General features: G+C 39.1%; 17 protein-coding genes. 8 read left to right on the plus strand and 9 right to left on the minus strand.

What is annotated here, in order from left to right:
* The first annotated feature begins 15 nt into the window (after window positions 1–15).
* The 3 genes from dut to slmA all read left to right on the plus strand — a co-directional run bounded on the left by dut (window position 16) and on the right by slmA (window position 2,332).
* Window positions 16–474, plus strand: a complete 459-nt coding sequence (gene dut / locus ACMUMJ_RS07520) for a dUTP diphosphatase (RefSeq protein WP_414678199.1) — start codon at window positions 16–18, stop codon at window positions 472–474.
* Window positions 475–759: 285 nt separating this feature from the next.
* A complete protein-coding gene (argB, locus tag ACMUMJ_RS07525; RefSeq protein WP_414678200.1) occupies window positions 760–1,665 on the plus strand; it encodes an acetylglutamate kinase in 906 nt (301 codons plus the stop codon).
* A gap of 73 nt (window positions 1,666–1,738) precedes the next feature.
* Entirely contained in the window at window positions 1,739–2,332 is a 594-nt protein-coding gene (gene slmA / locus ACMUMJ_RS07530; protein ID WP_414678201.1) for a nucleoid occlusion factor SlmA, read from the plus strand.
* Between the two features lie 97 nt (window positions 2,333–2,429).
* Here slmA and pyrE read toward each other — a convergent pair whose 3' ends face one another.
* On the minus strand, window positions 2,430–3,080 hold the full coding sequence (pyrE, locus tag ACMUMJ_RS07535) for an orotate phosphoribosyltransferase (RefSeq protein ID WP_414678202.1): 651 nt from the start codon (window positions 3,078–3,080) through the stop codon (window positions 2,430–2,432).
* 116 nt (window positions 3,081–3,196) lie between these two features.
* Between pyrE and ACMUMJ_RS07540 the strand changes: the two genes are divergently transcribed.
* The 5 genes from ACMUMJ_RS07540 (at window position 3,197) to ACMUMJ_RS07560 (ending at window position 7,128) form a co-directional block, all read left to right on the plus strand.
* Window positions 3,197–3,973, plus strand: coding sequence for an exodeoxyribonuclease III (locus ACMUMJ_RS07540; protein ID WP_414678203.1), 777 nt, complete (start codon window positions 3,197–3,199; stop codon window positions 3,971–3,973).
* Between the two features lie 324 nt (window positions 3,974–4,297).
* Entirely contained in the window at window positions 4,298–5,098 is an 801-nt protein-coding gene (locus tag ACMUMJ_RS07545; RefSeq protein WP_414678204.1) for a transporter substrate-binding domain-containing protein, read from the plus strand.
* A gap of 5 nt (window positions 5,099–5,103) precedes the next feature.
* Window positions 5,104–5,766, plus strand: a complete 663-nt coding sequence (locus ACMUMJ_RS07550) for an amino acid ABC transporter permease (protein ID WP_414678205.1) — start codon at window positions 5,104–5,106, stop codon at window positions 5,764–5,766.
* Window positions 5,763–6,413, plus strand: coding sequence for an amino acid ABC transporter permease (locus ACMUMJ_RS07555; RefSeq protein ID WP_414678206.1), 651 nt, complete (start codon window positions 5,763–5,765; stop codon window positions 6,411–6,413). Before ACMUMJ_RS07550 ends, ACMUMJ_RS07555 begins: the two co-directional genes overlap by 4 nt.
* Entirely contained in the window at window positions 6,400–7,128 is a 729-nt protein-coding gene (locus ACMUMJ_RS07560) for an amino acid ABC transporter ATP-binding protein (protein ID WP_414678207.1), read from the plus strand. The genes ACMUMJ_RS07555 and ACMUMJ_RS07560 overlap by 14 nt, the downstream gene beginning before the upstream one ends.
* 30 nt (window positions 7,129–7,158) lie before the next feature.
* On the opposite strand, the gene ACMUMJ_RS07565 is transcribed toward ACMUMJ_RS07560, so the two are convergent.
* From ACMUMJ_RS07565 to ACMUMJ_RS07600, 8 genes are all read right to left on the minus strand, one after another.
* Complete coding sequence (locus tag ACMUMJ_RS07565; protein WP_414678208.1) at window positions 7,159–8,073, minus strand: D-hexose-6-phosphate mutarotase; 915 nt, start codon at window positions 8,071–8,073, stop codon at window positions 7,159–7,161.
* Between the two features lie 171 nt (window positions 8,074–8,244).
* Complete coding sequence (locus ACMUMJ_RS07570) at window positions 8,245–9,201, minus strand: sensor domain-containing diguanylate cyclase (RefSeq protein ID WP_414678209.1); 957 nt, start codon at window positions 9,199–9,201, stop codon at window positions 8,245–8,247.
* Window positions 9,202–9,204: 3 nt separating this feature from the next.
* The gene (locus tag ACMUMJ_RS07575) at window positions 9,205–10,224 is read right to left on the minus strand and encodes a response regulator (RefSeq protein WP_414678210.1); all 1,020 of its coding nucleotides are present in this window, start codon (window positions 10,222–10,224) and stop codon (window positions 9,205–9,207) included.
* Window positions 10,225–10,328: 104 nt separating this feature from the next.
* Window positions 10,329–11,516 carry a GAK system CofD-like protein gene (locus tag ACMUMJ_RS07580; protein ID WP_414678211.1) on the minus strand — a complete coding sequence of 396 codons (1,188 nt, stop codon included), beginning with the start codon at window positions 11,514–11,516 and terminating at the stop codon, window positions 10,329–10,331.
* Between the two features lie 44 nt (window positions 11,517–11,560).
* Entirely contained in the window at window positions 11,561–13,543 is a 1,983-nt protein-coding gene (locus ACMUMJ_RS07585; RefSeq protein WP_414678212.1) for a sensor domain-containing diguanylate cyclase, read from the minus strand.
* On the minus strand, window positions 13,544–15,028 hold the full coding sequence (locus ACMUMJ_RS07590) for a bifunctional metallophosphatase/5'-nucleotidase (RefSeq protein ID WP_414678213.1): 1,485 nt from the start codon (window positions 15,026–15,028) through the stop codon (window positions 13,544–13,546).
* Between the two features lie 199 nt (window positions 15,029–15,227).
* Window positions 15,228–16,451 carry an ABC transporter substrate-binding protein gene (locus ACMUMJ_RS07595; protein ID WP_414678214.1) on the minus strand — a complete coding sequence of 408 codons (1,224 nt, stop codon included), beginning with the start codon at window positions 16,449–16,451 and terminating at the stop codon, window positions 15,228–15,230.
* Between the two features lie 125 nt (window positions 16,452–16,576).
* Window positions 16,577–18,547, minus strand: a complete 1,971-nt coding sequence (locus tag ACMUMJ_RS07600) for a beta-galactosidase (protein WP_414678215.1) — start codon at window positions 18,545–18,547, stop codon at window positions 16,577–16,579.
* Between the last annotated feature and the right edge of the window lies 1 nt (window position 18,548).

Genomic DNA, 18,548 nt, shown 5'->3' on the forward strand with positions numbered 1-18,548 from the left:
GGAATATAAGACAGAATGAAACAAGCAATTCAATTAAAGATACTGAATGATAAAATTGGCAAAGAGATCCCTTTACCAAGCTACGCAACAGAGGGGTCTGCAGGTTTAGACCTTAGAGCATGCTTAGACGCGCCAATAACACTGGCACCAGGTAATACCATTTTAATCCCAACGGGTCTGTCTATTTACATTGAAGATCAAAATTTAGCCGCTACAATACTTCCTCGGTCGGGGTTAGGTCATAAACACGGCATTGTATTAGGGAACCTAGTCGGGCTGATTGATTCTGATTACCAAGGAGAACTGATGGTTTCTTGTTGGAATAGAGGCCAAGACTCATTCACTATCGAACCTAGCGAGCGTATTGCTCAACTTGTTTTATTACCTGTAGTTCAAGCAGAATTCACTCTGGTTGAAGACTTTATAGCAACTGAACGTGGTGCAGGTGGTTTTGGGCATACTGGGAAAAACTAAATAACCTTCATTGAAACGAAGCATGCGATTCTTTGAAACTGTCACTAATGACCCTGTAACAGGGTCGACTCTTGCTTCGTTTATCTTCTTCTCTATCATTCAAAAGACACGCCTCTGTACGCTTATTAAACTAACTTTTTGTAGTCTATATCACAATATCACGTTATTATTTCGCCCCCAATTAGTAGTCACTCACATATTTTAACTTTATATGTCACCGTATCGCCTTTAATATGCGATACAATGCCGTTATTACTTCATTTTTATTTTGAGGAGCGTTTCAACATGCCTTTATCACTAGACTCTGCACTAAAAACCGCCAGTGTCCTAAGTGAGTCCCTTCCTTATATACAACGTTTTGCAGGGAAAACACTTGTCATCAAATACGGTGGCAACGCCATGACAGATAAGGCATTACAAGCAGGGTTTGCTCGTGATATCGTCTTAATGAAACTGATTGGTATCAATCCCATTGTTGTGCACGGTGGAGGGCCTCAAATTGGCAAAATGTTGTCCGACCTTAATATTGAATCAAAATTCATTAATGGCATGCGTGTAACCGATACTCGCACAATGGACATTGTTGAAATGGTTCTAGGCGGTCAGGTAAATAAAGGCATCGTTGATTTAATCAGCAGAGCGGGCGGCAAAGCCATCGGCTTAACAGGAAAAGACAGTGGCTTTATACAAGCTAAAAAATTGTTTGTTAAGCATCAATCTGACTCCATGGAGGCACCAGAGCAACTTGACATCGGACATGTAGGTGAAGTGTCTTCCATCGATATCAGCGTCTTAAAAGTACTAGAAAATAGCGATTTAATTCCTGTCATTGCACCAATTGGGGTGGATTCTGAAGGGAACGCCTATAATATCAATGCAGATTTGGTCGCAGGCAAAGTCGCTGAGGCGGTCAACGCAGAAAAATTAATATTGTTAACAAATATTGCTGGTCTGCAAGACAAACAAGGCAAAGTATTGACTGGATTAACAACTTTAGAGGTTGATGCGCTCATTGCAGATGGAACAATTTACGGAGGAATGCTTCCTAAAATAAGTTGTGCACTTTCCGCCGTAAATGCCGGGGTAACAAGTTCTCATATTATTGATGGTCGGGTTCCTCATGCCACACTATTAGAAATATTTACCGATGCAGGTGTTGGGACATTAATCTCCAATTCAAACCAACCTTAGCACCCAACTGAAAAAATGAATTAAGTGACACAGGCTTTAAATAAAAACTTTACTGAGTAAGAATGAAAATATAATGACGACCAAGAAGATAGATCGCCGAACTCAAATTCTACAATCTCTCGCTCAGATGCTTGAAAGCAGCCCTGGTGCTCGAATAACAACCGCCGCCTTAGCTAAACAAGTAGGTGTATCTGAGGCTGCTCTATATCGTCATTTTCCAAGTAAAGCTAAAATGTTTGAAGGCTTGATTGCGTTTATTGAAGAAACCATTTTTTCTCGTATTAATATCATTCTTCATGAAGAAACAAACGTTAATGCACGATTGCATATGATTTTATCTTTAGTCTTAGGGTTTGCCGAACAAAATCCTGGAATGTGTCGTTTATTAACAGGTGACGTATTATCTGGCGAAACAGATCGTCTAAGAACACGCATTTGCCAGTTATTCGATCGCATTGAAACACAGCTGAAGCAAGTTATTCGAGAAGCAGACCTAAAAGAAGGCCTAAAGCCAAGTGCTGGCGTTGCCGCTAATGCAGAACTGTTAATTGCCATTATTGAAGGCAAAGTCCGTCAATACGTTCGTAGTGAGTTTAAAAACAAACCTACCGCAATGTGGACAGATCAATGGAATGCAATTATTAACAATTTAATGGTCAGTCGCTAGTAATTTGAAAAAAATAACTATAATACTAAATTAGTATCGTACGTTATAAAAACTAAGTCTATTAAAGCAAATGTTATCGCCTTAATAGACAATAAAATTAAATGCCGTATTGAGTGCGATAGTCTTTAATCGCCGCTAGATGCTGAGAAAGTTCTGGAGAATTTTGTTCTTCAAGATAAGTGATAATATCGCCTAAAGAGACAATACTAATGACAGGTATTGAAAAATCTCTTTCGACTTCTTGAATTGCAGACAACTCTCCCCCACCTTTCTCTTGTCTATCGAGAGCAATTAGGACTCCAGCTGGCTTTGCTTGAGCCTCCTGAATAGTCACCATCACTTCTCGTATGGCAGTACCGGCAGTAATGACATCATCAATGATCATGACGTTGCCGACTAAAGGTGCACCAACTAATGAGCCACCTTCACCGTGAGTTTTTGCTTCTTTACGGTTAAATACATAAGGTGTGTCATAGTTATGATGGTCAAAAAGAGCAACAGCCGTTGTTGTGGCGAGTGGTATGCCTTTATAGGCAGGCCCAAACAAAACATCAAATGGCACCGCTGAGTCCATCAGGGCAGAGGCATAAAAACGCCCTAATTTAGCAAGCGCCTGACCTGAATTAAACAGGCCTGCATTGAAAAAATAAGGACTTACACGCCCTGATTTGAGTGTGAATTCACCAAATTTTAAGACGTTTTGAGAAATAGCGAACTCGATAAATTCTCTTTGGTAAGGTTTTTGCACGACCAACTCCAGAAAGATAAAAACATAAAAAAACAACACGCTTTAACCCGTGTTATAGAAACCAGAAAGTTATAACGGGTAATATAACACATGGCTTTGAATTATAGGGACCAGAAATGAAGGTCATTAGCCTTAATGTAAATGGTATAAAACAAGCAGCTGAACGCGGCTTTTTTGATTGGATGATTCGTCAGAATCCTGATGTGGTTTGCTTACAAGACATACAAGTTGACGAACGCAGCCTAAATGACAGCGTTTTTTTTCCAGCAGGTTATAACACGTATTTTTTTGACTCAATGGAAGACCCTGATACCGCGGGCGTCGCTATCTATTGTAAAAAAATGCCTAAAGCCATCATGACAGGTATGGGATTTACCGAATGTGATATTGAAGGCCGTTTTATTCAAGCAGATTTCGATAACGTTAGTATCGGCTCTTTTTTAACACCACATGGCTCTAACCATGAAGCAAGCTTACAAGAACACAAGTACCGCTTTATGGAGGGCTTTAAAAACCATTTGATTAAAACTCGGCGTAAACGTCGAGAGTTTATTTTTTGCGGCACAACAAACGTAGCTCGCTCACCGATTGATGTTAGCAGTTGGTTTGTTAACCAAAGAAATTCAGGTTTTTTACCTGAAGAACGCAAGTGGATTAATGAAATCTTCAATGAGATGGAATACATTGATGCCTTTCGACAAGCAAACAAACAAGATAAGCAATACACTTGGTGGCCTGATTACGAGCGTGCATGGAAATTAGATGAAGGGGGTCGCCTTGATTATCAAATTACTACCCCAGGAATCAAACATTTAATCCAAGGAGGCAGTGTTTATAAGGGCCAACGTTTTGCCGATCATGCTCCATTGATAATGGAATATAATCTAGACTAATCTACCCGTATATAGCCAATTCAATCTATTAAAACACCCCGCTGGTTATTATCAGACGGGGTTTTTTAATACTAAAAAAATGATTAATAAGTAGGCATAACCAACCCATAGATTTTTTTAGCGCACCAAAAAAGACCAAATCATAAACGTTTTTTTCACCATCCACACCCTCAAAAAGCGAGACCATTTGGTTATAAAAAAGATTTTTTATAACCTATTTAATTACTTACAGAGTTGATTGAAACTATTTTTTCAATCTGGCACATCTGCTGCAAAATAAATTTCATTCATTTCTTCAATTAAAACACTCAAAGGGAAAACACAATGAAACTTAAGAGTATGCTGAAAAAAACGTTTCTTATTGCGGCCTCTTTAGCCGCTTTATCAACAACTGCAATGGTGCAAGCCGATATACTGCAAGACATCAAAGATAGAAAAATTCTACGGGTTGCCGTTCCTCAGGACTTTCCTCCTTTTGGATCTGTTGGCTTGAACCTTAAACCTCAAGGCATTGACATCGATGTCGCTCAATACATCGCAGATAAAATGTCTGTGACACTTGAACTGATTCCTGTTACCAGCGCCAATCGCATTCCATACCTTCAGACCAAAAAAGCAGATCTGGTCATTTCTAGTCTAGGCAAAAATTCTGAACGAGAAAAGGCTATTGATTTTTCAATACCGTACGCACCTTTCTTTTTAGGTGTATTTGGTGAAAAGGGCATTGACGTTACAAGTGTAGAGGGGTTAAAAAATAAAACAGTTGGTGTAACACGCGGCGCGGTTGAAGATCTGGAGTTAGAGAAAATAGTATCAAGCAGTACAACAATTCAACGCTTCGAAGATAATAATACAACCTTATCCGCTTATCTTTCTGGTCAAGTTAGTTTGATCGCTACCGGTAATTTAGTCGCAACAGAAATTTCTAAAAGACAGCCAAACAGAGCACCTGAAAGCAAGTTTATGCTGAAAGACTCTCCTTGCTACATTGGCATGATGAAAGGAGAAAAAGCACTACAATCTGAAGTTAATGGCATTATCTCCGCCGCATTTGCAGATGGAACGTTAAACAGCATTTCTATGAAATGGCTAAAAGCACCACTACCCAAAGGCTTTGGAGCTTAGTCAAGATGCTAAACTTTTCAGATTTATTGCCTTATACAGGCCAGTTTCTCAAAGGCTTGCTAACAACGGTTGAACTCACATTGTATTCAACTTTATTAGGATTAGTATTGGGGGCGGTTCTTGCAACCGTCCGCCAATACAGTTCTTCCTTACTTGCCAGCGCAGTTTCTATCTATGTGGAGTTGATTCGAAACACACCTTTTATTGTGCAGTTATTCTTTATATTTTTTGGACTACCGTCGATTGGGGTTATGTTATCACCATGGCAAGCAGGCATGATTGCTATGATGATAAACCTTGCAGCATATAGTACAGAGATTATTCGTGCAGGTTTAGGAGCAACACCTAAAGGTCAATGGGAAGCAGGAAAGGTACTCGGATTAAGCTTTACGCAAACCCTGTTTAGAATTGTTATGGTACCTGCGGCTGAGAAAATATATCCCGCTCTCACGAGCCAATGCATTATCGTTATGCTTGGGTCTGCTGTCCTTTCTCAAATATCTGTTCCTGACTTAACTTACGCTGCGAATTTAGTTCAGTCACGTAACTTTAGAAGCTTTGAAAGTTATTTAGTTACGGCTGGGCTGTACCTTTTACTGGCCATTTTAATGCGTAAAGCATTTAACATGATTGGAAAAAGAGTCTTCTCTTATCGGGTAACTACATGATTGAATTTTCTAATATTGACATCATAAGAAATTTATTAATTGCCACTCAGTGGACAATTTTATTATCTCTAGTTGCTTTCGCTGGAGGAATTAGTATTGCCTTATTATTAACAGCGGTAAGATTAAATAAAACCCCCTTCTTTTCTATTTTTGTTCAACTTTATATAGAAGTTTTTCAGGGCACTCCCTTACTCATGCAAATGTTTTTATGTTTCTTTGGGCTATCCATGATCGGCATCGAAATATCAGCATGGAATGCGGCAGCGCTGTCTTTGACTCTATTTACCAGCGCTTTTTTAGTAGAAATTTGGCGTGGATGTATCGATACTCTGCCAAAAGGTCAATGGGAAGCGTCTCGTTGCCTTGGACTGAATTTCTTACAAACACTGCGTTATATCATTCTGCCTCAAGCGATTAGAACCGCTCTAGCGCCTTCCATCGGGTTCTCTGTACAAGTTGTGAAAGGTACAGCTTTGGCATCCGTAATTGGTTTTGTCGAACTCACAAAAGCGGGATCAATGCTAAACAACGCTACGTTTGAACCTTTTAAAGTGTTTACATTTGTCGCCATTATCTATTTTGTACTTTGTTATCCATTATCATGGACAAGTAAATTCTTGGAGAAAAAATTCCATGCCTCTCGTTAAAATCAATGATGTTCATAAATATTACGGAGACCTCCATGTATTGAAGGGTATAACTCTTTCGATTAAACAAGGCGAAGTCATTTGTATCATAGGTCGTAGTGGTTCAGGAAAAAGCACTCTATTACGCTGTATGAATGGCTTAGAAGAATATCAAAAAGGAGGAATTAGTGTTGATTATAAGGAAGTAACAACGGAAGAAATCCAAGTAAAAGCATTAGCCAAAAGTGTCGGCATGATCTTTCAGAATTTCAATTTATTCCCACATTTAACTGTCGGACAAAATATTATGCTGGCCCCAACCATTGTCTTAAAACAGTCACTGGCAGAAGCCCGGGAGGTTGCTCAAAAGATGCTCACGAAAGTGGGTCTTGCCGATAAGTTTGACAGCTACCCTGAACAGCTTTCAGGAGGACAGCAACAACGTGTTGCAATAGCTCGCGCATTAGCAATGTCGCCAAAAGTTCTTCTATGTGATGAAATCACATCGGCTCTCGATCCAGAATTGGTTGGCGAAGTATTAAAAGTCGTAGAACAACTCGCCGAAGAAGGAATAACCTTAATACTGGTTACTCACGAAATGAATTTTGCACGTGATGTCAGTGACCGAGTTGTCTTTATGAATCAAGGTAAAATTTGGGAAGAAGGCCCTCCAAAAAGCATCTTTGAAAGACCACAAACAGAAGAACTAAAACTCTTTGTCAATTCAGTTCTTTAGATATGGTGAAGATACTGATTCATGCTCCTATTAAGAGTTGATCAGTGTCTCAGATGTTACCTTCATTTTTAAATGGTAGATTTCTCTTGGCCCAACTTCGTGAGCATTGTCTAACGCATTGGCGCTTTCTACACAAACAAAAGACTGATATTCCATATTATCCATGTCGTTACGCTCTTTCGCTAAAGCTTCACCAGGGTTCCAAGCAACCACAGATGACGTTCCTTCTGTTTCAACAGTAATCCTACGATTAAAAACAGGGTCCTCTAAATAGGTCACTGATGGTGCATTTACATAAACACGATCTAAATAAGTACAAGGCGTAATATCACCTTCTTGTTTATGTCGCCCTCCTACAAATTTATCTTCATACTCAACTTGATCCAATCCTTTTAATACCGCAGATCGACTGTCACCTACATAAAAGTAAGTGTGAAATGCTTCAGAGACTTGAATAGATTCATAGGATAAATTGGCAGCGGAAAAATGCACTTGAAAACCATCGCCCAGTCGAAATGTTTGTCTCAACTCAAAAGCTTGAGGCCACATATCTTCAATTAAAGGGTGATCTTCAGATTCAAGTTGTATAACAACTTTGATATCACCGTTTTTAAAACGGCCTACTTCAACCAATTCCCAACGAAAATAACGAGCGATTCCATGAGCTTGTAGATCTGAGTGTTTAAGGTTAGCGCCAAACCAAGGCCAGCAAACAGGAACTCCGAAATGCTTACGCCCAAAACGAGTATCAGAGCCATCGTTTGACGATTGAAATAAGAGGTCTTCAAAGCCATTTTGAATAAAACTGCTTAAGTGCCCACCCCAAAGAGATATTTTTGCGGTAAAGCCCAATTGATCAATAACAATTTCATCGCACCCTTTAAAGCTCGAAGCAAGCAATTCGCCTCCTATTGCTTCCAACTCCGAAATCAGCTGGCTGTCCATTTCATACCTCTATCAATTAATGTATTCAAACATATTAGCGCTATAAGACGTAATTTCAACCTACCTAAGCTGAATGTTTGAAAATAGAGTACTTATAGCTTGTCATTCCATGCTTAAATGCTTATTGATTGAACACAATAAATGATAGTCTCAGTAACCTTAATGAGAATGTTAAGCGGATACTATTTGATTTCCGCCGGCTAACTCCGCTTTACCCAAAGCCTCATCGGCTTTACTCACCCAATCAGAAATAGAGTCAATACTTCTATCTGCTTGCGCCACACCAATACTAAGCGTGGTAGAAACATTTCCATTTTTTGTTTCTATTAACAACGACTCGATCTCTTTCCTAAGCGTATCTAATAAATCAGCTGCATTTTTTGCGTTATTATTTGGCAATACAATAGCAAACTTCTCACTGTTAAAACGGCCCACAAACGCATTGGGTTTAACTGAAGATAACAAAACCTGAGAAATAGCTTGAGTAACAACATCACTAATCAGGTAATCATACTGACTTTCTTCATCTCTAAAATAATCAGGCCGAATCATGATAAGAGCATGGCTCGACTTTGGCGATTTTTGGAACGCCTGCAATGTAAAACCCAGTGCTTTTTCTATACTGCTCCGGTTTTTTAAACCAGTTAAATGATCGGTTGTTTTCATTACCTGAATAGTACGATTCGCCGTAGATAGCGCTGTTTTGTTGGTAGCCACATCGGTTACATCATAAACAATGATACAGATATGCTTTACCGTGCCATCTATGTGTGTCAGAGGACGAATGGTGACGTTTTGAAACATCTGCTCGGCAACACCCGTAATTGGGCGATAACTTTTGAATAAAAACAAATACGGTCGTTGCTCCCATGAAAGATGTATTGGCGTATGCAAAGCCACTACTGTATCCATTTTCTTCCTTAACCAATTAGAGTTTAGGTGAGGAAATACATCAAACAAGGAATGTTCTTTCGCATTGGCAGAGCTGACACCACTGTGATTTTCCATAAAGCTATTCCATAGCTGAATGTTATAATCCACATCGAGTACTATTAAACCGGCATCGATGTTGTGCAACATGTCAAACAGCCAATGAAGTTCAAATAATTCATTTGAATCCGCACTCATTTATTATTCCTCAGCCAAATAAGATAAAAGGTTTTCTAATACACCGACTGAATCTTCGGTAAACAAAAGCATCAAATCACAGCTAATTTGGTAATTCTCAACTTCATATACAATTTCAACAGCCAAGGTTCGTTTCCATTGGGTTTTCTTAATTTGAATTAAATCATTAATAGAAACATGCTGCCCTAATAGCACTGGATGACCATGGCTAAAATCGATATTTAATTGCTTTCCCATTTCCATCATGAACGGACCAATTAAAACAGACGACACATCCATTAATAACTCAACTTCAGCATTGCGATCCAACTCTTGATCATAATGAAGTAACTTCGCCATATCAGGAAAGCTAGAATCAGAAAAAATAAACAACGCTTCAAACGCCACACCAGCACCAACAAAACCTTGCGATATGGCGGAGCATTGCTTGCTCTTATCGCCATAAGTTAATGCCATTTGCAATTCACTTACTTCCAACATATTGACAGTTGGAATGGGAAGCTTAATAAAGACATTTAACATATTCGCCAAGACGCTTGCCGCTTTACCCATTGCTATATTTGACACTTCTTGCAAACATTCATTTAAGGAGAACGGCTCTGATACTGTGTCGTTGGCAACAGCTAAGCCTCCTGTAAGAGACCCTGAACCTGATTTATTGTAAAGACCATGTTTCGTTAACGTCTCTAGTACTGCATTTTGCGTTGCTGGCTTCTTTAAAAAGTCCACGGCCCCCAAGGACATAACTCTAGCGAGAGCTTGTGGCTGAATATCTGCAGAAACAACAATGACTGATATTTCAACACCCAATTTTTGAAGTTTTGTCAGTGTTTGATACCCATCCATTACGGGCATATTAAGATCTAAAAATAGAACAGATATGTTTTTTGAGCTAATAACATCCAATGCTTCCATTCCGTTTGCAGCAAAGAACAAAGAGCTCTTCCACTCTTCAGGAATCAACTTCGAAAATTGCTTCCTTGCAATATTCGAGTCATCACAAATTAGAACATTAACACTCATATACACACTCTAATAATTAATATATTTGTACATCTTTAAATAAGAGACACACTCAATGAATGATGAACGACAACAATCATTGAAATGCGTTCAGCCTTTTATAATTACACTAAAGATACTAAAAATTGGCAAACCGCATGTTCATCGTAATATTGAGAACCTGCTTTTACCAAAGGTGCAACCAACACAGTCACATCAAGCTGCTCTACAGATGTAATGTCTTCGATGGGAGTTCGCTTAAAATGCGCCTCATCTAAAATCAAAAAATCAAGTATCCCTTTGGCATTTACCACAGGTTCAGAAGAGACCGTTTTTATGATGGTCTCGACCTGCTCTAATAAACTCATACCAAGCTGCTCAGGATCAGTACCCAAATTAGGTAAGTACACTTTTAAATTAGGATTTGACTTTATAGCATCAGATACACCTAAAGGTAGTAAATTTGCTAACACACTAGTATAAAAACTACCTGGAGGGTAACATATAACGTCTGAATTCATTATCATATCTTCCCGATTTGACAATAAATTACATTTCGCAGGACGATACTCTTTCGATGAATTATTTAAAAATATCCTTTTTATTGGACTCGTAAGAGGTTCTTTTTCCTTACCTGTAATATTGTGTTGCCCAAATACAAAATTACCATTCTCCAATTCCACCGCCAAACTGTGTGTTGAATCCGCAATCGTTTGAACGGTACCAAGCGCTTTTACCAGTCGAGAAAATAAAAAAACAATAGGGTCTAACTGTTGCCCATTATTTAAGTACCCACCTGCAATAATTAAATTCCCAATACTTGCGCCACGTAAATCAAAACGATCTGATATTTTCAATAAAATAACCGAGAGTTGAGTACGAATTAACTGTCTCATTGGTGCTGTGATAGGCTGAATCAATCTATGATGCCCATCTGCTATGTCCATCAGTTCTTGCTTTAAGTCTTCCGGATGGGCTGCTTTATTTAGCCTATAATTAAATAGCTCGTATACTTCCGGTTGACCTAATACTGTTTCATCCGCCAATGCCATTAAGCGGCTGCGTAAGTCTCCCACTGCGGGCATGGAAAACTCATCCCTCAAACGAGCAGAACTGCCACCCGAATCGAATGGGGTAACAAGATGAATCGAGTTGTGTGTGTAATACTTTAACGCTCGACTAATTTTATTAAGTGCCGTACCGCCACTAAAAAATAAAATTTTAGGGCCCAGCTCTGGCATTTTCTGACATCGTTGCACTCGGATAGGATCAGGGAAAGAAAACTGACGCCAAATTAAAGGTCTGTAGTCCATAAATAAATCTTACTAATGTGCTTAATTACTATGAGAAAAAGAGTCTACACGGAGCCGGTTTGAAATACGAATTGATTCTTGCCATTGGATTTAGCTAAGAATAGCCTCTTATCGGCCAAATCAAAACATGTTAAGAAATCACATTGAGATTCTGAACTCAACGCACCACCGATACTAACACTTAAAAACTCACATTGTTTGCTAGGATGCGGTAACGCATTATGTCTCATAATACGTAGAGCATTCTCAGCAACGATGATGGCCTCTTTCGCCGTAACATCAAATAAAACAACGACAAACTCTTCACCACCATAACGCAAACACAAACCATTTTCAGGTGTGACAGAAAGCAGTACATTAGCAACTTTTCTTAGTGCATCATCTCCTTCTAAATGTCCTAACATATCGTTGTAGTCTTTAAATAAGTCGATATCAAAAACCAAAACAGCAAACTCAGTCGGGCTTTTATTATAGGACAGATCAACGGCAATCTTATCGAACTTTTTACGATTAAACAGCCCTGTTAATGAATCTCTAAACACCTCATCCTCAACAACCGACAAATTTCTCTCGTATCTTGCTGCGGCATGTTGACGTTCGGTAACATCTATTAAATTAAGCAACAGCGATTTTTTATTTTGCCATGAAATTGAAGATCCAATAACATCAAACCATCGATGACATTTTTGATCATAATAGGACTCAATTAAAACGGTCGATTCACCATCTTCTTTCATAGCCACTTTATCGTATTGAATACTGTGGAACTCTTCGGATAATTCTGTAATTGAGTGTATTTCTGATAAACAAAACACCTCAGCAAAATATTCATTGTGATATACAATGGATTGATTAGAAAGCACCGCTACTCGTAGATTCGAGTGTTGAATAACGTCCGCTAACTGCTTACTCACCGTTGTAATAGTCAGTTGCTGCTCTTCAATTTTTAAAAGGAAACGTCTTAGCTGCTCGGCGACTTCCCCGATTTCATTTTGATCTCTAAACTGCATTAGTTTTTGACTCGAGAGTTCACCAGATGCCAACAGCCTCCTTAACAAACCAATTCGATCAAAGACTTGGTATTTAAGGCCCGCATAAATAAGAAGAATGATAACAAAACTAATAGTGACGATGATATTTAACCTTAATTGGGCATTGTTTGCATCGGTAACCAGCTGCAAAGCTTGATCAGAAAGGTCTTCCTTTGTGTCATTAAACAGTACCGTTACATAATCTAGTATGCTGTCCGATATAATACTGTTTTGAGTGGAGATACCAATTAACCGAAACTGAATACTACTGCGCATCTCCAACATAGACATTAAGCCTAAAGGCCCTTCTATAGCAGAGTTAATAAACAAAATTTCACTCGAATTGGACTCTATTTTTAGATCATTGAGCAATTCTAGGTTCAACAATAAATTCGACTTAGCTTTATTAATTTCAAACTTACGTTTTTTAACCATTAAATCAAACATTGACCTAGAAATTTTGTATGAAATGCTATTCCAAGAATAGAAATTTTCTAGTGACTGAACACCACTATCCAGTTGTTTCTTTTCTAAGTGAGATAAAATAGAAGAGACTTGTCGTGTAATCTGAGACTCTAACTGAAGCACAGTGCTTCTTTTTTCATATAATTGATCCAGGCCAGGCTCTAATACCGAAATGAATGCAAGCAACTTATTAGCAGACTCTTGGTCTTCCATTAAATTCAGCTCTATACGAATTCTTTTTATTAAAAGTTGAATGTTGTTGTATGAAATTCTTAATTTAGCAAGAGCATCACTATTCACCAGTTCACGACTAAAGGACGACAAACGAGTTACATGTAATTTTAAACTCGACAGTTTTTCAAAACTAGGAACACTAATGCTCTCATGATATTCAGCATCACTCTGAAACACACTCAATCGTTCAAAAGCAATGAAACTAATGGCCATAAAACACATAATAATGAGTAAAAAGCCGCAAATAATCTGCCCACTTATACGATAAGAAAACTTATTTTTTTTAGTAAGCAGCATTTAATGCGTTACCTTTAAGCCAATATTCGTGAGGCGTCCATCAAGTGTAGGGGATACATCACCTCTATCTTCAATAAATTCAATAACAGCACTCCAAATATGAGGGTCTTCAGAGGCATAAGGTTTAGCCGTTTTATTACGTAGTACTTCGTATTTATCCCCACCATTTTTTAAAAAATCATCTGTCGCTAGGGTATAACTGTCTTGATTTAAAGGGCGTCCACCAGTCATGATAGATATAACTCGAGCACCAACTGGGTTGCTCAAATTGTACACCACTTCAAATCCCGAAATTTGTAAAAAACGTCCTGACAGAGTTTCAAGGCCAGACAAAGAATGCTCCATCACTTGTTTTAATTCTGACGGGGTAATGTCTACAACGCTGACTCTCCCTCCGAACGGTAACTCTTTTTGAATATCCTTCCTTGTCAACACGAGTCCCGCTTCATATTCACTGTTTCCACGTATTGAACCCGAATTAATAATTGATAAATCCGTGTTTCTGACACGCCTAATCGCATCTGCGAACAGGTTCCCTAATGCATTTTCTTCTGATCTAATTTTCGTTTTAAATGAGTTCACTGGCGTTAAGATACGCCCTACCTCTTGATCTAATACTATGGAAAGACGGTTTAGATAGCTTTCAACAACTTGGCTCACTTTGACACTTTTTGCGGTATTTGAGTAATCAACCACTTCAGCAGTCGAGAACTGGTTATCAGAATCCAAGTGAACTTTAATCAGCTCTCCGTCGTTGCCCCCTCCTTTAGCAAACAACGGCTCTTTTGAAAAATCAACGAAATCTTTTCCTTCGTAAGAGAGCAACACTAAATCTACTGACGACATTTTTGAAATAGGGTATTCAGACAACACATCGTTTTCAGTCACCGCTATAATTTTATCCGCGCCTTCAAGTCTCAACTTCTTTGCTAGCTTCTGCATTTCATACAAAGGGTTACTGACAAACGCAGTACCCTTTAAATAACGATCATTTACCGTAGACGACATGACCATCATCACACCAATTGTCATGTCATTATTTTCAAATACAAAATACGGAAACGTTCCTTCTACTTGGTCCATTGTTCTCATATCACGAACATTTGACAAAACCATAGGAAAACTGGCTTCAGCAGTACGCAAGGACAAAGAATCTAACCCTTTTGCAAACTCTCTTTGATTAACCATAAAAACGTCTGTTTCCATCACATTTAATATGTCAATCATGTGAGCACCTTTATCATAAACAGACAAAGCATTAGGAAATAAGCTGTTGCCTCCATGAATAAAAATAACCTCGTCACCGGATTCTTTTTTCAGTGTTTCAATATAGCCCGCTAAATAGGCAATCCCCAGCTCATCATCATCTTGAAAAATATCGGGAATATTAGAAGTAAAAAGAAGTGTTACTGCATTGGCCGTATTTAAGCCAAGCATGACACCACTGAGAGAAAATACAAACAGCAACCGAACGATAGCATTCATACACAACCTGTAGCACAAGTAATAATACCTGAGGCTTTATCCATTAAGCGTAACGAGAAAGAGTTATGGCTCTCAGTTTAACCTGTTTTTTTTTCTGATCAAGAAAAGCACAACATATTCCTTACGACTTTTCTAACAAACACAAAAAAAGCCGCGATTAATAAATTAAAAGCAGCTTTTTTGTATGTAACGCGAAGTGTTATTTAAAAGTACGTTTACGCACTTTTTCTAAACGCTTCAAAATTGCATCCAAACGCTCAGGTTTAACCATGAATTCTTGGAAACCTTTCATACCTTCTTTTGCCATATTTGGGTTGGTGTCACGATCATAGAATTGAGCCGTACCATCAACCTTATTTAGCATTTCCATTCCTTTATTCAAGAAGTAGTTATCAGGTGCTGTTGCCTCTTTATGTGGTGGAATTTGCAGCAATGCTTTATTAACCAACGTTTGGTTTTCAGCTCGAGCCATAAACTTCAAGAACTTACGTGCATCTTCTTTATTTGTTGCTTTAGACGGGATATGCATTGTATCCAGTGGCGCGTCTTCCGCTACGCCAACAGAAGGATCTATAATAGGAAATTGGAAGAAGCCCATTTTTCCATCTAACTCAGCAGGGAAGTTTGGTGTAATAAAGTTGCCAATCAAATACATTGCCGCTTTACCGTTGTACATGAAGGGTTGCGCTTCTTGCCAAGAATAAGACGAATGGTTTTCTAGATAATAGCCTGGTTCAACCATTTGCTTCCAGTGTTCAAACGTTTTACGAACACGATCATCAGTATAAGGGATTTTTCCATCCATTAAGTCAATGTGGAATTGCAAACCGTTTGTACGCATGTTGATGTAATCAAACCAACCTGCAGCCGTCCAAAGATACTTAGTACCAATAGAAACAGGAGCAATATCATTCGCTTTTAGAGTCGCGCTGGCAGCTAAGAATTCATCCCATGTTTTCGGTTCTGCAATTCCATACTGCTCAAAGATGTCTTTACGATAGTAAATACCCCATTGGTAATACGTATAAGGAACACCCCATTGCTTGTCGTCAATTGTCATTGCAGGTTTAGCGGTGGGCATTACATCATGTAATTTTTCCTCATCCCAAATGTCGCTCACGTCTTCTAGGAGGCCACGCTCAACAAATGTTTTCATACGGTTACCCGCATACCAAAACACAAGATCTGGTGGGGAAGTCGCTAGCCAGTTACGGATAGCCGTTTTATAGCCTTCTTTATCATAAAGGTTGTATTTCACTTCTACGTCAGGATTTTCAGCTTTGAATTTTGTAACAATTTCTTCGAATGCTTTCTTAGGTGCTGGATCGGCTTGGTCAGAGTTAATAACTAATGTGCCAGCCTGAGCTGAAGCCATCATTGTTGCTAAAACAGTACCTGCGATCAAAGATTGAATCTTTTTCATACTTTAGGAACCCTCGCTTTTCTTTTTATTAAAATGGAACTTGGTTTCAGTATTAAACAGAATTTTGTATTCGTCAATCAAACAAAGGCAAAATTGTGTTATTTTTTAAGTTATTTCTTACTTTCTTACTCTTTTCTCCATACAGAAACGCCACATGAAATCAGCTCTTCACCACCAATCAAAGCTGTCGAATCGTCTGGACGATAAGTTTGACTTACCGGACTGTAATTAAATACAAACAGTAAGTTACCTCTTTGTCTCATACGAACGCCTTTCGGTAAAAAATAAGGTGATAAATTCGCCTTCTCAGCCAAACGGCTTAGGCTCACTTTCAACACATCATTATCCAAACAAGAACCGAGATAATAACGCTGATCTTTACCGACTAAAACCGCTGCACCTGAAGAATCGCTTAATAATACAGGCAAATCGGTTTTTAACTGCTCGTGCCAATGTTTCAGTAAGCCTATTCCCCATCGACCATTCACATCCATTTGAGTGTGCTCAGGCAATGCATCGACTCTCTCAACCGTCACAGGTAAGATTTTCGCTAACGGGCCAGGTGGTAAATTTTCAGGAATTTGGTAGCTTTCCGTTTTACTTCCAGAGCGTGGCCCAACCAGTAGAACACCTCGATAATTCTCTAAACGTGCTTCCAGTCTAGGAGACACGTAAGCCTGAGCAGGTAACACTAACATTTGATAATGTTCAAATTCCGCTTTAGCAGAAATAATATCGACGCTTAAACCTAACTCTCTTAAGGCTTCGTATACTCGATAACACCAAAACATGTAACGATATGCTTTCGACTGTGGCTGAATGTCCAAAGACCAACACGCATCATAATCAAACATAAGCGCCACTTTGCCTGCTGTAGGTAAAGAAACCAATGCATCAACATCCACTCCCAACTCATTGGCTAAGTGTTTTACTTCATTTGACACTTGCCCTGCTTCTATCGCTGCTTCAGCGGTAGACGCATCAGGGCGAAGTAAGCCCGCATGCATTTGTTCTTGTGCAAAAGGCGCTTGCCTCCAACGGAAATAAGACACCATTTCAGCACCATGAGAGAACGCTTCCCATGTCCATAAGCGCACAGCGCCATCAGCCGGTGTTGGATTATGCGGAGCCCAATTAACCGGCCCAGGTTGTTGCTCCATGATCCATAATCGGCCTTTACCACAACCCCGATACAAATCATGATGAAATGCACCAAAGTCAGGGTGACCAGTACGAAGGTACTCGTGTTTTTCAACGTCTGAGTAAATGGCTTCTTGATCCAAAAAACCGAGGGGATAAGTATCCCAACTGGCCACATCCAGGTCTTCACTAACTTTATGATGATCAAAAGCTGTGAAAAAACCCATATAATTGTGAACAAGATCCCTTCCAACAGAGTACTTTCTTAATATTTCTGTTTGAAGCCTATTGTAAGCCACAACCTGATCAGAGCAACAACGCTGAAAATCCAATCGATGAGATGGGTTTGCCTCCGTTACAGTTAAATTAGGCAATTCGATTTCATCAAATGAACCGTAATCCATGCTCCAAAAAATATTACCCCATGCACGGTTAAGCGCCTGTATGTCTTGATATTTTTCTTTGAGCCAGATACGAAACGCATCTAAATCAACCGCTGAGTAGCTTAAAATCGTATCATGACAGCCGTATTCATTGTCCGTTTGCCATGAAACAACCGCCGGGTGATTTCCATAGCGTTTCGCCATGATAGTAACAATACGACGACACTCTTCACGGTATTCCAAACTGGCAAACGTATAGTGACGACGGGAGCCAAAACCTCTCACTCTACCTTGCTCATCTTTTGCCAACATTGAAGGATGCTTATCAACTAACCACTTAGGTGGCGTTGCGGTAGGCGTTCCCAAAATCACTTTCAAACCATGATCATGTAAAATTGACAAAGATTCGTCTAACCAAGTCCAGTTAAGAACCCCAGGTGTGGGCTCTATCGTACTCCAACTAAACTCACCTATACGGACATATTCAATGCCAATAAGGCGCATTTCTTGTGCGTCTTTGAGCCAACGATCTTTAGCCCAATGTTCGGGATAATAGCAAACACCTAATTTCATT

This window comes from Marinomonas phycocola (assembly GCF_047525455.1).
Lineage (GTDB): Bacteria > Pseudomonadota > Gammaproteobacteria > Pseudomonadales > Marinomonadaceae > Marinomonas.

Bases quoted from the DNA above. Each gene is read 5' to 3' on its own strand.
- ACMUMJ_RS07570 (WP_414678209.1), bottom strand. From the start codon at position 9,201: ATGAGTGCGGATTCAAATGAATTATTTGAACTTCATTGGCTGTTTGAC.
- ACMUMJ_RS07595 (WP_414678214.1), bottom strand. From the start codon at position 16,451: ATGAAAAAGATTCAATCTTTGATCGCAGGTACTGTTTTAGCAACAATG.
- argB (WP_414678200.1), top strand. From the start codon at position 760: ATGCCTTTATCACTAGACTCTGCACTAAAAACCGCCAGTGTCCTAAGT.
- ACMUMJ_RS07580 (WP_414678211.1), bottom strand. From the start codon at position 11,516: ATGGACTACAGACCTTTAATTTGGCGTCAGTTTTCTTTCCCTGATCCT.
- ACMUMJ_RS07560 (WP_414678207.1), top strand. From the start codon at position 6,400: ATGCCTCTCGTTAAAATCAATGATGTTCATAAATATTACGGAGACCTC.
- ACMUMJ_RS07555 (WP_414678206.1), top strand. From the start codon at position 5,763: ATGATTGAATTTTCTAATATTGACATCATAAGAAATTTATTAATTGCC.
- ACMUMJ_RS07600 (WP_414678215.1), bottom strand. From the start codon at position 18,547: ATGAAATTAGGTGTTTGCTATTATCCCGAACATTGGGCTAAAGATCGT.
- slmA (WP_414678201.1), top strand. From the start codon at position 1,739: ATGACGACCAAGAAGATAGATCGCCGAACTCAAATTCTACAATCTCTC.
- ACMUMJ_RS07575 (WP_414678210.1), bottom strand. From the start codon at position 10,224: ATGAGTGTTAATGTTCTAATTTGTGATGACTCGAATATTGCAAGGAAG.
- ACMUMJ_RS07590 (WP_414678213.1), bottom strand. From the start codon at position 15,028: ATGAATGCTATCGTTCGGTTGCTGTTTGTATTTTCTCTCAGTGGTGTC.
- dut (WP_414678199.1), top strand. From the start codon at position 16: ATGAAACAAGCAATTCAATTAAAGATACTGAATGATAAAATTGGCAAA.
- ACMUMJ_RS07550 (WP_414678205.1), top strand. From the start codon at position 5,104: ATGCTAAACTTTTCAGATTTATTGCCTTATACAGGCCAGTTTCTCAAA.
- ACMUMJ_RS07545 (WP_414678204.1), top strand. From the start codon at position 4,298: ATGAAACTTAAGAGTATGCTGAAAAAAACGTTTCTTATTGCGGCCTCT.
- ACMUMJ_RS07585 (WP_414678212.1), bottom strand. From the start codon at position 13,543: ATGCTGCTTACTAAAAAAAATAAGTTTTCTTATCGTATAAGTGGGCAG.
- ACMUMJ_RS07540 (WP_414678203.1), top strand. From the start codon at position 3,197: ATGAAGGTCATTAGCCTTAATGTAAATGGTATAAAACAAGCAGCTGAA.
- ACMUMJ_RS07565 (WP_414678208.1), bottom strand. From the start codon at position 8,073: ATGGACAGCCAGCTGATTTCGGAGTTGGAAGCAATAGGAGGCGAATTG.